The sequence below is a fragment of the Corynebacterium sp. 401_CJEI genome, from assembly GCF_001076435.1.
GTDB classification, from domain to species: Bacteria; Actinomycetota; Actinomycetes; order Mycobacteriales; family Mycobacteriaceae; genus Corynebacterium; species Corynebacterium jeikeium_D.
This window is the reverse complement of the sequence record NZ_JVIP01000018.1, coordinates 146378-161523: the sequence shown is the minus strand read 5'-3', so window position 1 is coordinate 161523 and position 15146 is coordinate 146378. Positions and strand designations below refer to the sequence as shown.

13 protein-coding genes are annotated in these 15146 nt (G+C 59.3%); 8 read left to right on the top strand and 5 right to left on the bottom strand.

Features of this window, described 5'->3' with window-relative positions; all coding sequences use genetic code 11:
* Positions 1-2: 2 nt before the first annotated feature.
* Positions 3-1832: a DUF6350 family protein gene (locus tag ADM64_RS04625; protein ID WP_016422165.1), complete on the bottom strand. Its 1830-nt coding sequence runs from the start codon at positions 1830-1832 to the stop codon at positions 3-5.
* 538 nt (positions 1833-2370) lie between these two features.
* Here ADM64_RS04625 and ADM64_RS04620 point away from each other — a divergent pair.
* Both ADM64_RS04620 and ADM64_RS04615 read left to right on the top strand, forming a co-directional pair.
* Positions 2371-3078, top strand: a complete 708-nt coding sequence (locus ADM64_RS04620; protein WP_016422164.1) for a M23 family metallopeptidase — start codon at positions 2371-2373, stop codon at positions 3076-3078.
* Between the two features lie 152 nt (positions 3079-3230).
* A complete protein-coding gene (locus ADM64_RS04615; RefSeq protein WP_038627827.1) occupies positions 3231-3722 on the top strand; it encodes a hotdog fold domain-containing protein in 492 nt (163 codons plus the stop codon).
* A 67-nt stretch (positions 3723-3789) separates the two neighbouring features.
* Here the strand turns inward: ADM64_RS04615 and ADM64_RS04610 are convergent, their stop codons facing one another.
* A complete protein-coding gene (locus ADM64_RS04610; protein ID WP_016422162.1) occupies positions 3790-6489 on the bottom strand; it encodes a UvrD-helicase domain-containing protein in 2700 nt (899 codons plus the stop codon).
* Positions 6490-6554: 65 nt separating this feature from the next.
* Between ADM64_RS04610 and ADM64_RS04605 the strand changes: the two genes are divergently transcribed.
* Positions 6555-6929, top strand: a complete 375-nt coding sequence (locus ADM64_RS04605) for a chorismate mutase (protein WP_049171980.1) — start codon at positions 6555-6557, stop codon at positions 6927-6929.
* 22 nt (positions 6930-6951) lie between these two features.
* Here the strand turns inward: ADM64_RS04605 and ADM64_RS04600 are convergent, their stop codons facing one another.
* Positions 6952-8433, bottom strand: coding sequence for an NAD-dependent succinate-semialdehyde dehydrogenase (locus ADM64_RS04600; protein WP_049193283.1), 1482 nt, complete (start codon positions 8431-8433; stop codon positions 6952-6954).
* A gap of 224 nt (positions 8434-8657) precedes the next feature.
* Between ADM64_RS04600 and pgi the strand changes: the two genes are divergently transcribed.
* A complete protein-coding gene (pgi, locus tag ADM64_RS04595; protein ID WP_049171977.1) occupies positions 8658-10295 on the top strand; it encodes a glucose-6-phosphate isomerase in 1638 nt (545 codons plus the stop codon).
* Between the two features lie 82 nt (positions 10296-10377).
* Here the strand turns inward: pgi and ADM64_RS04590 are convergent, their stop codons facing one another.
* The gene (locus ADM64_RS04590) at positions 10378-10791 is read right to left on the bottom strand and encodes a YccF domain-containing protein (protein ID WP_049171975.1); all 414 of its coding nucleotides are present in this window, start codon (positions 10789-10791) and stop codon (positions 10378-10380) included.
* 171 nt (positions 10792-10962) lie between these two features.
* On the opposite strand from ADM64_RS04590, the gene ADM64_RS04585 reads away from it, so the two are divergent.
* The 4 genes from ADM64_RS04585 (at position 10963) to ADM64_RS04570 (ending at position 13543) form a co-directional block, all read left to right on the top strand.
* The gene (locus ADM64_RS04585) at positions 10963-11718 is read left to right on the top strand and encodes a 3'(2'),5'-bisphosphate nucleotidase CysQ (protein ID WP_049171974.1); all 756 of its coding nucleotides are present in this window, start codon (positions 10963-10965) and stop codon (positions 11716-11718) included.
* 16 nt (positions 11719-11734) lie between these two features.
* The gene (locus ADM64_RS04580; RefSeq protein WP_049171972.1) at positions 11735-12571 is read left to right on the top strand and encodes a thymidylate synthase; all 837 of its coding nucleotides are present in this window, start codon (positions 11735-11737) and stop codon (positions 12569-12571) included.
* A gap of 23 nt (positions 12572-12594) precedes the next feature.
* Positions 12595-13125 carry a dihydrofolate reductase gene (locus ADM64_RS04575; protein WP_049171970.1) on the top strand — a complete coding sequence of 177 codons (531 nt, stop codon included), beginning with the start codon at positions 12595-12597 and terminating at the stop codon, positions 13123-13125.
* A 139-nt stretch (positions 13126-13264) separates the two neighbouring features.
* The gene (locus ADM64_RS04570; protein ID WP_038627805.1) at positions 13265-13543 is read left to right on the top strand and encodes a mycoredoxin; all 279 of its coding nucleotides are present in this window, start codon (positions 13265-13267) and stop codon (positions 13541-13543) included.
* 122 nt (positions 13544-13665) lie between these two features.
* Here the strand turns inward: ADM64_RS04570 and ADM64_RS04565 are convergent, their stop codons facing one another.
* Entirely contained in the window at positions 13666-15075 is a 1410-nt protein-coding gene (locus ADM64_RS04565; RefSeq protein ID WP_049193280.1) for an NAD(P)H-quinone dehydrogenase, read from the bottom strand.
* Between the last annotated feature and the right edge of the window lie 71 nt (positions 15076-15146).

Sequence of the window (15146 nt, the reverse complement as noted above, 5' to 3'; positions counted from 1 at the left end):
GCTTAGCTCTTTTGGCTTGACGACGGTTCCCCGTCGCCGCCTTCCTCCGAGTCTTCGGTGTCCTCATCGGATTCGTCCTCGTCGGTCGCATCTACTTCGCCCGATGCTTCTCCGCCTGCGGCGCTTTCTGAATCCTCTTCAGAGTCGTCCGATTCCTCAGCGTCTTCTGAAGTGTCTTCAGACTCAGCACCGGACTCTGATTCCTCCTCTGTGTCGGACTCGGCTTCGTCTTCGGAGGTCGCTTCATCTTCGGAGGTCGCTACGACTTCCCCGTCGACAATCTCCTCCGACTCCTCCGAACCGCTCCCGTCATTGTCGGACTTATCGGCGTCGCCGGCATCCTCAGCCTCAGCATGACCGTTTCCATCTCCCGCAGGCTTCGGCGGGAACTTCTCGGCGGCCACTTCCGAGACTCCCTTGTCCCTACCAAGTGACGGCACACCGGTCATCGCAACAACCACGATGGCCCCCGGAACAACCAGCCACATCGAGCCGAGCAGTCCAGTCAGCCACCAGGAGGCACCGGCCCACCCAAAGATGCCAACCTCACCGCCGAGCAGCCAAGCCAGCCCCATGAGGAAGATGATCGACCACACGGCAGCGAGAACGACGACCAGGTAGGGCTGCTTCGGTGCAGATTTCTTCAGGAATGCCACGACGCGCCAAGCCGCAACGGCTGGCGGTAGCACAATCAGCACTCCGAAAGCCCAGTGCACCAGCGACTGAGGCATGGCAGCCAAAATCGGCAGCGGTGGCAGCTGAGCCGGGTGCACTGCGAACAGCCCAGCCTCCGCTGGCCCAAACGTCGATTTTCCGCCCACCAGCACACCGACAGCACCGAAGGCCACATTTGGCAGGTACAGCAGCGAGAGGCCGCTGACCGCAACACTTTCACCGACGGTATCCGTGATTGCAAATGTCTCTGCCAGCAACTCTCGATGCCAAATCAGCGAAACGAGTGTCACCACAACACCGGCCAGCCACAGCCATGCCACGTAGCTGCCCGCCAGACGGGCCGACCCGAGCAACCACTCCGGCAGCTTCCGGCGCAGCAGTAGTGCACGCAGCAACCGCTGCCCCATTCCCAGCACCAAGGCCACGAGATTTACAAGCAGCGCGGCTGCAATCGCAAGGCCGAAACTAGGGGTCTGAACGCGGGGAAACACCTTCGACGCGTCGTAAAGCATGAGCCACGCGATGATGGTGAGAACAATGGGCGTGCCCAGATACGCGCCGACCAACGCGCGGACATCCTTGATGCTGATGCGGTCAGCGACTTCGCGGCGTACACGCCAGGCGATGAACAACACCATCAGCACCGCGGGCAGTGCTGGTGTGAGCCCCAGCGTCGTGCCGTTAAAACGGAACGGCGCGAGGTTAAAGATCATCCACATCGACGCGATACTCGCTGGAAGCGGAGACATTCCAGCGCCACTGACGATGACGCCAATCAGAGCTACCGAGATGATGAACAGCAATACGACGCCGTAAGAACCGGCAACAGACAGCCCAAACCGGCGTGTACGAGGCGAGTTAATGAAACGACGGAACCCCGAGGGACGCCCCTTGCGTGACGACGTTCCGGAGCCCCCCGCTTTCATCTTCGTCGTGGCGGCTCGATTGCTGTCGGCACCGACGCTGCGCGCACCGCCAGTCTGACCGGCCTGCGTATTCTGCCATGCGCGGGCAGTGCGCTCGCTGCGGACGCTACGGGAACCCCCGCCGCTGCCACCGGCACCGGTGCGGCTTCGCCGATTTCGATCGCTACCGGAGGAACCTCTCCGCGAATCCGCGCCTTTCACAGTGACATCGTCCTTCCCGCGTCTAATCATTGACAGCTGATTGCCCACCTATATAGATAGGGTGCCACGCAAGGGTGCGTCACAGCCATGGCCATATAGTGCCATACATACAACGCCTCTTTGTTTAGGCATTGCAGAGTCTAATTTGAAGGTACGGATCCCAGGACGGACGGTATCCGTTGAGTCCGATCTCCTTTTGCCCCCTCCCCCCCCCCAAAGTGGCTTCACCTTTGGTTTCCATTTGTCAACGCCGATGGGTTACTTTTTGCCACCCCCGCGACCACACCCTTAGTTCACCCGGAAACTACTTGCCGATCCCCCCCTACCCAGCCCCTCGATTAAGGGGCATCCGCCATAAATCCCCTGGCAACACACCGGTTGCGCTTCACCGGATCCGTGATACAAGACAACAGCCCCACGGCCACAGCACGGCCCTATTGAACTGAAACTGACGAATCAGCGAACAAGTTCTCTAAAAACAAGTTGCTTGCCCTATATCGAACCGTTATTATCGCAGAAGTTAGATAACAGTTGGGTTACAAAGAGTTTCGTTGGCAGGGAGATTGAAGTGACGTTTTTCAATGCTCGTCGCGGAGGCGGAAAGCACCGCAAGGTAGAGGTTTCCGCAACTTCTCGCGCAGCACTGGTCGCACTGTCCGCATCGACGATCGCTTCCTCCAACGCGGTCGCCCACGCAGCTGAGACCGAGAATAAGGCTCCGGAGAACTCAGCTTCGACTCAGACCCGCGCTGCTCAGCCGAAGAACAACGCTCCGATGGTGCTGGCCTCCAGCTCCTTCAATCCGAGCACTAACCTCAGCGACCACCTCGCTACGGCGTTGCAGTACAACCAGGAGCGCGTTGCTCGCGACCAGGCTGCCCGCGCTCCGAAACTCTCCATCCCGACCGTGGGGCTGCTGACCTCACCGTTCGGCTCACGCTGGGGAACCTTCCACTACGGTGTCGACCTGGCTAACGTCACCAACACCCCAATCATGTCCGTCATGGACGGCACTGTTATCGATGCAGGCCCGGCTCAGGGCTACGGCCAGTGGATTCGCGTTCGCCATGACGACGGCTCTGTTTCCGTCTACGGCCACATCGAGTCCATCTACGTTGCTGTCGGAGAAGCTGTCCGAGCTGGTCAGGTCATCGCCGGTATGGGCAACCGCGGCTTCTCCACCGGTACGCACCTCCACTTCGAGATCCACCCGGATGGCACCACTCCGGTCGACCCGGTGACCTGGTTCATCCAGCGTGGTCTGAACCTGAACTAATCAGGTATCGGCACAGGTACGAGCAAGCCTGGCCGCTCTGCGAAGGCCCTACCTGTGCACCGGCCCCTGTTTGACCGCGGCTGCAAGCCTCCCCTGATTAAATTTTTCAGAAACCGGCATCGCCGCCGGTACTGGGGCTTTACTCTTGACACATGGCAGAGACTCAAACATTCCGCATGTGGAAGAAGTTGGCTGCGACTCCAGTCGTCGGCAAGCGTCTATTTTCCTTAACCGCCGCATTGACGGCGCCATATTTCCGCACAATCTGTCCCAAGCTAGAGACGATGCAGCCTGGACTGGCGGTAGCGCGCATGCCCGCTTGGTGGGGCGTGCGTAATCACATTAAGTCCGTGCATGCGATTGCTGCGTGTAACCTCGCTGAATTCGCGATGGGCATGCTCTGTGAGGCCAGCGTACCGACAACGCATCGCTGGGTTCCAAAGGGCATGACGACGAACTACAAGCGCATCTCCGTTGGTGGCCTGACGGCTGTGGCCAAGGCTGAGTTGCCGGACTTCTCCACCATCACACCGGAGACTGGTGGGGTAGATTTTCCCGTCCACATCGTGCTGACCGATGCCAACGGCACCGAAGTACAAGATGCCACCATCAACTGCTGGGTGACAGCGAAGAAGCCTAAGTAGCCTCCACGCGATAGTGGCACGTGCACGGCCGCGGGTAGGGACGGCCAGTCGGGCGGTGGTTGTTCTTTTACAACTTCTCCATGGGCACGCCGCCGATAAGCATCATGCGGACCTTACCTGCGGATCCAAAGTCAATCATCGCAGTTGCCCGGGGCGCGGCCCCTTGGACCTCAAGCACAGTGCCTAAGCCGTACTTGTCGTGAACAACCTTGTCACCGGGCTCTAGGTGCAAGACCTGATTCTTCTTTCGGGATGACGCACCAGAGTTAGAGGATCCACCAGAGCCGAAGCCCGAGCTGGAACCGAAGCCCGACGAGGCACCATGGCCACGACCAAACGCGCTGCCCGCGCCGTAGCCACCAGAACCAAAACCACCAGAACCGGCGCCCCAGCTGCGAGCCGGAGCCTCGCGCAGCCAATCGATCAGGTCGCTTGGGACTTCCCCCAGGAAACGTGAAGGCGGATTATTCTGCGGCGAACCCCACGAGGACCGAGTCACAGCGCGCGTGAGATACAGCTGCTTGCGAGCTCGGGTAATACCCACATAGGCCAGACGTCGCTCTTCAGCCAGCTCCTTCGGATCGCCCAGGGCGCGCAGGTGCGGGAACAGTCCGTCTTCCCAGCCAATGAGAAATACCACCGGAAACTCCAGGCCCTTAGCCGTATGTAGCGTCATCAACGTCACTACACCGGTGTCATCATCCGGAATCTGATCCGCATCGGCCACCAGAGAAACTCGCTCGAGGAATGCCTGCAGACTTCCCGGTTCCGCTTCCCCATCGTTGTCGAAGTCGGCCGCGAAATCACGCGCGAGGTCATTCGCGATTCCAGATTCCACCTCGGACTCGCCACTAGTATCAGCACCGCTTTCAGCATCAGCTGCAGCGCCAGAGCCTTCATTTACATCAGCGCTAATATCCACCGACGACATCATCCGCGCCTCTGCAGAGAACTCCCGCGCAACGCTGACGAGCTCATTGAGGTTGTCCAGGCGCGTGGCATCTTGCGGATCATTGGAGCGCTCGAGCTCCGACTTGTACCCACTGCGATCAATAATCGCGTTGACCAAATCACCGATATCGGCCAGTTCACCGGATGCCATATCCGCCGCCAAGCCATCAATCATCTCGACGAACGCCGCCATCGCGTTTCGACTCCGCGCCGCCACCGCCGGAACCTTACCCTCCGCTACGGCACGTAGCGCCGTGCCGAACGAGCACCTCTCGTCCTCGGCATAGAGCGACACATGAGCCACCGCACGGTCACCGATTCCGCGGCGCGGCGTATTGATAATGCGACGCAGCGAAACATCATCGTCGAAGTTCTCAATAACGCGCAGGTAGGCGACAATATCGCGTACTTCCTTACGCTCATAGAACCTGGTGCCACCAACCACCGTGTACGGAACGCCCATACGAATGAAGACATCCTCTAGCGCACGGGAGGAATTATTGGTGCGGTAGAAAATCGCCACATCTGAATACGAGTACGGCCCGTAGTCGACCAATTGCTCAATCTCGTTAGCGATAAACCGAGCCTCATCGTGCTCATTGTCCGCCACGTAGCCCTTGATCTTGCCGCCCTCACCGAGATCGGTCCACAGCTTCTTCTCCCGGCGGTTCTCATTGCGCGCAATCAACGCATTGGCCGCCGACAGAATCGTCTGCGTCGAGCGATAGTTTTGCTCCAGCAGAATCGACGTGGCCTCCGGATAGTCCTTCTCAAACTCCTCAATATTGCGAATAGTCGCACCACGGAAGGCATAAATGGACTGGTCCGAATCGCCCACCACACACAGCTCACTCGGAGGCACATCTCCACCGGGCTTGCCGACGAGCGTCGAGACCAAAACATACTGCGCATGGTTGGTGTCCTGGTATTCGTCCACCAACACATGCCGGAAACGGCGACGGTAATACTCTGCAACCTGCGGGTGATTGGTGAAAATCCGAACGACCTCACCGATTAGATCGTCAAAGTCCACGGCATTAGCCGCCCGTAGCCTGGTCTGGTACTCCAGGTAAACCCGTGCAACGACGTCATCAAAAGGATTGCGCGTCGTCGACGCGTCCGCGAGGGCCTTCTCCGGGTCAATCAACTCATTCTTGAGATTGGAGATACGCGACGAGAGCACGCGGCCGGTGAACTTCTTGGCATCTAGGTCCATGTCCTTAGCGATAATGGACAGCAAACGCCGGGAGTCGTCCGAATCATAAATAGAGAAATTGGAATTAAGCCCCGGTACTAGCGCATGCTGCATGCGCAGTATGCGCACACACATGGAGTGGAACGTGGACACCCACATACGCCGCGCCTGGTCACCGACCAGTCCCGCCACACGCTCGCGCATCTCGGCTGCGGCCTTATTGGTAAAGGTAATAGCCAAAATTTGGCTTGGCAGGACCCCACGCGCACCGATCAGGTATGCAATCCTGCGCGTCAGCACAGATGTCTTTCCTGAACCCGCTCCAGCCACAATCAACAGTGGTGAACCAATGTGCTCCACTGCTTGGCGCTGCTGCGGATTAAGCCCCTCTAGCAGCGACTCTGAATCAAAACTGGGCTCGAAGCCACCGCCAAAACCGCCGCCAAAGCTGGCAGCGTCACTCGGTGCGCTATTGCTACCAGCGCTGGCGAAGTGGCCGAACCCACCACGGCCAGGCGTAGCACCGCCCGCCTCACCGTGGTTCGAACCAGCATGGCTATCGCCACTACGTCCATCGTCAGCATTGAAGGACCCGAACAGCATTCCAGTTTCATTTCCCATGATGGCTACTACAGTAGCCGAGCCCCCGGATTGGACTGTTCGAATCCTTTGGCACAATAAGAACTATGAGCGAAAACCCTGCGGACACTCGCGCCGCACACACCGACAACACCGACGGCGCCGAGCACAGCCAGCAGGCGGCGGCAGTATCCCCTTTTGAAGTCCGCACCCCCACCGGTACCGATGACCCGTTGAGCTCCGCGGAGATCGAACAGTACCGCAAGGAAATCAACCGCCTTGACGGGCTGATTATCGATGCCATTCAACGCCGCACCGCAATCAGTAAGGCCGTCGGCAAAACCCGCCTGGGATCTGGCGGCACGCGTCTCGTGCACGGCCGAGAGGTGCAGATCATCAACGAGTTCCGCGACGCACTTGGCCCAGAGGGCCCGGCGATCGCGTCGGCGCTGCTGCGCATGGGACGCGGTCGCCTGGGCTAACCCTCGCCAGCTACTCGCCCGTCTAGCCTTCCAGGGAAATCAGCTTTTCCTCTAGGAACTCATCGATACCGGTGAAGCCACCCTCGCGGCCAAGGCCGGACTGCTTGACACCACCGAACGGCGCCGACGGGTCCGACAGCGATCCCTTATTGACCGCAACCATGCCGGACTCCAGCGCCTCTGCCGCACTAAGCGCCTTGGTCAGGTTCTCACTGAACACATACGCAGCCAGGCCAAAGATGGTGTCATTTGCCTGCTCAATCGCACGGCCATCGTCCGTGAAGGTCGTCACCGCAACCACCGGACCGAAAATCTCTTCTCGGACAATATCCGCATCCTCGGGCACATCAGTCAGAACTGTGGGCTCGAAGAAGTAGCCGTCGGAAAGCGCGCCGCCGAGATCTGGGATCTTGCCGCCGCACTCTACCTTCGCACCGCGCTTGACCGCATCGTCAACCAGATCACGAACCTTTTCCTGTTGATCACGCAGCGCGAGTGGCCCAAGGTCCGTCGCCGGATCGGTACCCTCGCCCAACTTCAGCTCCGCAAAACGCTTGACGACGCCTTCGACGAACGCATCCTTCTTGGATTCATGAACAATAAAGCGATTCGGGGCGATACACACCTGGCCGCCATTGCGGAGCTTGGCGTCACTGACTGCCTGCACAGCCTTATCGACATCACCATCAGAGAGAATGACAAACGGAGCATTTCCGCCGAGTTCAAGGGAGACTTTCATCGAAGTTTCCGCGGCCTTCGCAGCGAGCATCTGGCCAACTTCGGTGGAACCGGTGAAGGTGAACTTGCGCAGGCGGTCATCGGAAAGCAGGGCTGAGACATTGGATGAGTGCCCCGTCGGCAACACGGAAACGACACCTGCGGGAACACCGGCCTCGACAAGAAGTTTGCCCAGGTAGAGCATGGTCAGCGGAGTCTTGGACGCGGGCTTAATAATGACCGGGCAACCGGCGGCCAGTGCCGGGGCAATCTTGCGAGTCCCCATAGCCAGCGGGAAATTCCACGGCGTAATAGCCAAAGCCGGGCCGACCGGCTGCTTAATCACCGCGACGCGCGAGGTCCCGCTCGGAGAAATTCGGTAATCGCCGGAGATACGCACGGCCTCCTCAGCGAACCAACGAAAAAACTCGCCACCGTAGCCGACCTCAGCCTTGGAATCCGGCAACGCACGGCCCATTTCCAGGGACTGCAGCTGGGCCAACTTGTCTGCATCCCGACGGATGAGTTCAAAAGCGCGGTAAAGAATCTCGCTGCGCTTGCGGGGCGGGGTTGCCTTCCACTCCTTCTGAGCTGCGACGGCGTCGTCAAGCGCCTGCCTGGCGTCCTCCTCTGTGGCGGAAGCGACCTGGACCAGCGGCTTATCTGTCGCGGGGTTAACGACATCGAAGGTCTCGCCATTCGACGCGGGACGGAACTCGCCGCCGAGGAGAAGGCCTGTGGGGACGTCTTTGAGGATGTTGTCGTAATCAGGGGTGAAATCAGTCATATTTTCCAGGGTAGGTGCCTTTGCTGAAGCGGGCTAGGGGCTCGTAGATGGCGGATAGCCGATGGATGGTCGGTGCATAGGCGAAGCATAGGCACCGCGGAATCTAGTTGCTGGCAGATTGCGGTCACGCCTGGTCGCATCCTGCCGCCCGGCGAGAGCGCCAAAACGTAACTAGTCTGGGGATGTATAAAGTGCATTTCGTCAAAAATCACCTGGGAGCAGGAATGACTGTAGATATCACTGGAACCGAGCAGTGGGCTCAGCTGGCTAAGCGCGTGGACAATGTTCGCGCCACCTCGCTGCGTGAGCTCTTCACAAATGAAGAAGGCCGCGCTGAGAAGCTGACTTTCGATGCTGGCACTCTCCACGTTGACCTCTCCAAGAACTTGATGTGCCTCGACGGTTTTGCCGAGCTGGTTGAACTTGCTCGCGCCGCTGGTATCGAGGAAGCACGCGAAAAGATGTTCCGCGGTGACAAGATCAACACCACTGAAAACCGCTCCGTGCTGCACACAGCGCTGCGCCTGCCAGCAGAGGAAAATTTGACCGTCGGCGACCAGGATGTCGCTGCCGACGTGCATGAGGTGCTCGGCCGCATGCGCGACTTTGCTCGCAGCCTCCGCAGTGGAGACTGGCTGGGATACACGGGTCACACCATTAAGACTGTGGTCAACATCGGCATCGGTGGCTCCGACTTGGGCCCGGCAATGGTGACCAAGGCGCTGCGCACCTACGCCACTGCCGGCATTGATGCCCGCTTCGTCTCCAACGTTGACCCGTCTGATCTGCAGGCAGTTCTGGATGAGGTCGATCCGGAGTCCACGCTGTTTATCGTCGCTTCCAAGACCTTCACCACTCAGGAGACGCTCTCCAACGCTCACGCAGCTCGCCGCTGGCTTATCCAGCAGCTGGGTAGCGAAGAAGCCGTCGCCAAGCACTTCGTTGCCGTTTCCACGAATGCCGAAAAGGTCGCCGAATTCGGCATCGACACTGAGAACATGTTTGGCTTCTGGGACTGGGTCGGCGGCCGCTACTCCGTCGACTCCGCCATCGGCCTGTCCATCATGGCCGTCGTTGGTCCGATGGACTTCATGCGCTTCCTGCAGGGCTTCCGCGCAATGGATGAGCACTTCCTCAACGCTCCGCTGGAGCAGAACGTGCCAGTGCTGATGGGCATGCTGAACGTCTGGTACTCAAACTTCCTCGACGCTCAGTCGCATGCCGTGCTACCCTACTCTGAAGACCTCTCCCGGTTCCCGGCGTACCTTCAACAGCTCACCATGGAATCGAACGGTAAATCCGTGCGTACCGACGGCAAGAGGGTGGACTACAACACCGGAGAAATCTTCTGGGGTGAGCCGGGAACGAACGGCCAGCACGCTTTCTTCCAGCTCCTTCACCAGGGAACTCGCCTGGTTCCGGCTGATTTCATCGGCTTTGCCCGTCCACGCCAGGATCTGCCGACGGCATCCGGCGAAGGTTCTATGCACGACCTGCTGATGAGTAACTTCTTCGCACAGACCAAGGTGCTGGCCTTCGGTAAGACCGCAGAAGAAATTCGCGCAGAGGGCGTTGACGAGGAACTCGTAGAGCACAAGGTCATGCCTGGTAACCGTCCGACCACGACCATCATGGCCGAGGAACTGACCCCGGACGCTGTGGGTGCACTGATTGCACTCTACGAGCACATCACCTTCGTCGAGGGCATTGTTTGGGGCTTGAACTCCTTCGACCAGTGGGGTGTCGAGTTGGGCAAGCAGCAGGCCGGCGACCTGCTGCCTGCGGTCACTGGTGAAGTAGCACCGGATTCTGGCGATGCTTCCACCGATGCGCTGCTGACGTGGTACCGCGACAAGCGCTAACGGCCCTGAGATAGCTGGCTAACTAGCTAACAGCCCGCCCTCGGCTTCTCGCTGCGGGCGGGCTGTTGTTATTTGTATCCCTCTAAATCTTCACCGCATAGCCGTCCACACGGTAGCCCTTCACAATGTCCTTGCCGAATGGGAAGCAGGTCACCGGAATCATCTTGACGTTGGCCACGGCCAGTGGAATTCCAACGATGGTGACAGCCTGCGCCGCCGCAGTCATGATGTGACCGATGGCCAGCCACAGACCGGCGATGAGGAACCAGATTACATTCATCACACCGGCGCTAACGGCACCGACCGCGCCCCGTCCGGAACGCTCCACCACGGAGCGTCCGAACGGCCACAGTGCATAAGAAGCCATGCGGAACGAGGCCACGCCAGCGGGAATTGTGACAATCAAAATACAGGCAAGAACGCCGAAGAAAATGTAGCCCAAAGCAAGCCACAGGCCACCGAACAACAGCCAAATGATATTCAGCAAGGTCTTCATGCCACTTAAGTGTAGTCAGGATGCGTAGTGGGCACCTGGAGTTAGCGCAGCTCACCTAACGCCTGCGCAAAGTGAGGCATTAAGCCCATAGGGCCACTCGGTTGCGGTGAGGATGGGGCGCGGCATCCCGTCGCAAAGCGGGGTTGGGAAAAAGTGAATAGTATCTAAGTCATGTCTGCCTACATTGAAGATGATGTTCTTGCCTATCGACTTGCCGTGGGCGCCAGTGAAATTCTCAAGGGTGTCCGCAACGTAGGCCTGCTGCGTGGCCGCATTCTGGGAGATGCCGGCGACGCACTGGCACAGGAGTGGATTGCCCGCGTACTGGAGCAGCACCGTCCGGACGACGGACTGCTGTCGGAGGAAGCCGCGGATAACCGTGAGCGCCTGGACTCAAAGCGGGTGTGGATTATTGACCCACTCGATGGCACGCGTGAGTTCGCTTCGGGCCGCCAGGACTGGGCAGTTCATGTCGCTCTGGTAGAGGACGGTCAGCCGACCCACGCTGCTGTTGGTCTGCCGGATCACGGCCAGGTTTTCCACACGGGTGAGGCCAAGGCTGTCCAGGGGCCGTGTGCGGGCAAGATTGTCGTATCGCGTACTCGCCCACCGGCTGTGGCGAAGTACGTCGCTGACAAGCTGGGCATGGAGCTGGTAGAGATGGGCTCCGCTGGTGCGAAGGCAATGCACGTACTGCTCGGTGACTACGACGCCTACATCCACGACGGTGGTCAGTACGAGTGGGACTCGGCAGCGCCGGTTGGCGTCGCTAAGTCCGCAGGACTTTTCGTCAGCCGCCTAGACGGCTCCGCGCCGACCTACAATAATGTCGATACTTTCCTGCCGGATATGCTGTTCTGCCGACCGGACCTGTCGGAGGAGATTCTGGCAGCGGTGAAGGAATTCAAGAATCAAGAGCAGAAGTAGGTAAGCTAGGGCGGCTATGACCGACTCCACTGACATCACGACACAGGCTCATCAGGGCATTCAGACTCCGTACGAGGATTTGCTGCGCGAAATTCTCGCTGACGGAGCAGCTAAATCAGACCGCACAGGCACGGGCACTCGCTCAGTGTTCGGCCGCCAGCTGCGCTTTGATCTGAGCGAGGGCTTCCCACTGATCACCACTAAGAAGGTGCACCTGAAGTCCATCGTGTACGAGCTGCTGTGGTTCCTCCGCGGCGATTCAAACGTCCAGTGGCTCCAGGACCGCGGAGTGACTATTTGGGACGAGTGGGCAGACGACAACGGCGACCTCGGCCCGGTCTATGGCGTGCAATGGCGCTCCTGGCCCACTCCGGATGGGCACCACATCGACCAGATTGCACAGGCGCTGGAGACTTTGAAGTCCAACCCGGATAGCCGCCGCAACATCGTCAGCGCCTGGAATGTCTCCGAGATTTCCAATATGGCGCTGCCACCATGCCATCTGCTGTTCCAGTTCTACGTCGCAGATGGCAAGCTCAGCTGCCAGCTCTACCAGCGCAGCGCGGACATGTTCCTGGGCGTACCATTTAACATCGCTTCCTATGCACTGTTGACGCACATGATGGCGCAGCAGGCGGGCTTGGACGTTGGTGAGTTCATCTGGACCGGTGGTGATTGCCACATCTACGACAACCACATTGAACAGTGCGAACTGCAGGTCTCCCGTGAGCCACGCCCCTACCCCACGCTGAAGCTTCGGAAGGCCGACAGCATTTTCGACTACGCTTACGAGGACATCGAGGTCATCGGCTACGACCCGCATCCTCTGATTCGCGGTCAGGTGGCTGTCTAAGTCAGCGAAAGGTGAGTGTAAACATGAACGAGTCCACCGCTTCCACCAGCGCAAGGCCCCCGTTTGTAGGGATGATTTGGGCGCAGTCTCGGGCCGGCATTATCGGCGACGGCGCGACTATGCCCTGGCATCTGCCTGAAGATCTTCAGCATTTCAAAACAACGACGATGGGCGCACCGGTCATCATGGGGCGTCGCACGTGGGACTCGCTGAATCCCAAGTTCCGTCCACTCCCGGGTCGTCGAAACATCGTCCTTTCGCGCTCCGTGTCCGATTTCCCCGGCGCTGAATCCGCAGCCAGCCTCGAAGCGGCACTCGCAGCCGTCGCCGACGAGCCCGCAGCATGGATTCTCGGGGGCGGACGTGTCTATCGCGATGCACTTTCGCTTGCCGACGAATGCGTGGTCACCGACATTGATACTGATGTCAATGTCCCGGTACCGGTCATGGCTCCCGACCTCTACGACTGGGTTCGTGTCGAGGATGGCCCGTGGCAGACGTCAACGACCGGCCTACGCTACCGCTTCTGCACGTGGCGGCGTCTAGAGGATTAGCTTCCTTTAAAAGCCTCGGAAGGAAAGCCTCCGAAGAGCATCTGGGAAGGGTTCCGAGCAAGGCTCTGAGGTGGGGCTACTGCCCGGCGGACGTATTGCGCAATGGAATATCGGCCTTGGTCCGCGCGTTGGACTAAGTATGACTGATGTGAAGACTCCACAGACCACCGAACACGTGACCATTTACGCTGCGGCCTGGTGCCCTTTCTGCCAGAACCTCATTGCTGGCCTGAAGGAAAACGGCACTCCGTTTGAGGCTTGGGACGTCGAAAAGCACGACGACCTTTCGAAGTGGGTTGAGTCCGTCAATGACGGCAACCGCGTTGTGCCGACTGTGCTGTACTCCGATGGCGAGCACGCCACGAATCCGTCTGTGGAGGAAGTCACCGCTAAGTACGCTGAACTCTCCAGCAAGTAAGCGCAGCATAAGCGCATCGGTACGTTCTTATTGCACAGCCAAAAAGCCGAGCCCCACTTTCGGGGCTCGGCTTGTTTTATTTACGAGTGCGGCCGGTCATGCTGCCAGTCGCGATACCAGCATTAGTCCAGATCGTCGTGTGCCATCAGCTGACGAGCAGCCTCAGTAATCGAGCCAGACAGCGACGGGTAGACAGAGAAGGAGCTTGCCAGGTCATCGACGGTGAGCTGGTTGGAGACACACACAGCAATTGGCAGAATCAGCTCCGAGGCGGTCGGAGCGACCACCACACCACCGATAATCATGCCGGAATTCTTACGGCAGAACAGCTTGACGAAGCCGTGGCGCAGCGAGCGCATCTTCGCACGCGGGTTACCTGCCAGCGGGAAAACCTCAACACGAGCGGAGACCTCACCGGACTCAATCTGAGCCTGGGAGACACCAACAGTCGCAATCTCCGGGCGGGTGAACACTGCCGAGGAAACGGTGCGCAGGCGAATTGGCGAAACACCTTCACCGAGGGCGTGGTACATCGCAATACGACCCTGCATAGCTGCAACGGAAGCCAGCGGGAACAAGTCGGTGCAGTCACCGGCAGCGTAGATACCCGGCACGTTGGTGCGGGAAACACGGTCAACGTGAATGTGGCCAGACGGGGTCATTTTCACACCACTTGCGTCCAGACCCATATCCGCAGTGTTCGGAATCGATCCGACGGTCATCAACGCGTGGGAGCCGAAGACCTCACGGCCGTCGGAAGTGACGACGCGAACGCCGCCGTCCTCAGTGCGTTCGACAAGATCACAGCGGGCGTTCTTCACAACGTCCACACCGCGCTCCAGCAGGACCTCCTCCAGGGCATCTGCAGCGTCAGCATCCTCGTGCGGCAGGATGCGGTCACGCGAAGCGACCATGGTGACCTTGACGCCCAACTCGGTGAACGAGGATACGAACTCAGCACCGGTAACACCAGAACCGACCACAATGAGGTGCTCTGGCAGCTCCTCCAGTTCGTAAACCTGACGCCAGGTCAAAATACGGTCACCATCAGGAATCGCACCCGGCAGAATACGTGGGGACGCACCGGTGCTGACCAGCACCAGGTCGGCTTCAAGAGTGACCTCGCCGCCCTCGAGCAAGTCGACGGTGACGTAGTGAGTTACACGGCCCGGGTCGTGGTCATCGAGGCGACCGCGGCCCTGCAGCATCTTGATGCCCTCACGCTCCATCTGCGCGCGAACATCGTCGGACTGCTGCTGAGCCAGGCGCTTAACGCGCTCGTTGACCGCAGTGAAGTCGATTTTGCGCTGGGAAAAGTCCGGACGCAGACCCATCTCGTCCGCACGACGCATATCGGTACGAACGCCCGTCGCCGCGATGAAGGCCTTAGAGGGAACGCAATCCCACAGGACGGAAGAACCGCCCATCCCGGCATCCTCAACCACAGTGACTTCAGCACCGTACTTGGCGCCAACCAGCGCTGCTTCGTAGCCGGCTGGGCCGCCGCCAATGATTACGATCCTCTGTGCCACAAATCCTCCAAAGTTGCCGTGGATATCACAATGTAACTACCGCGGGAGGCATTTTCCCCGCTTTGCCCCCA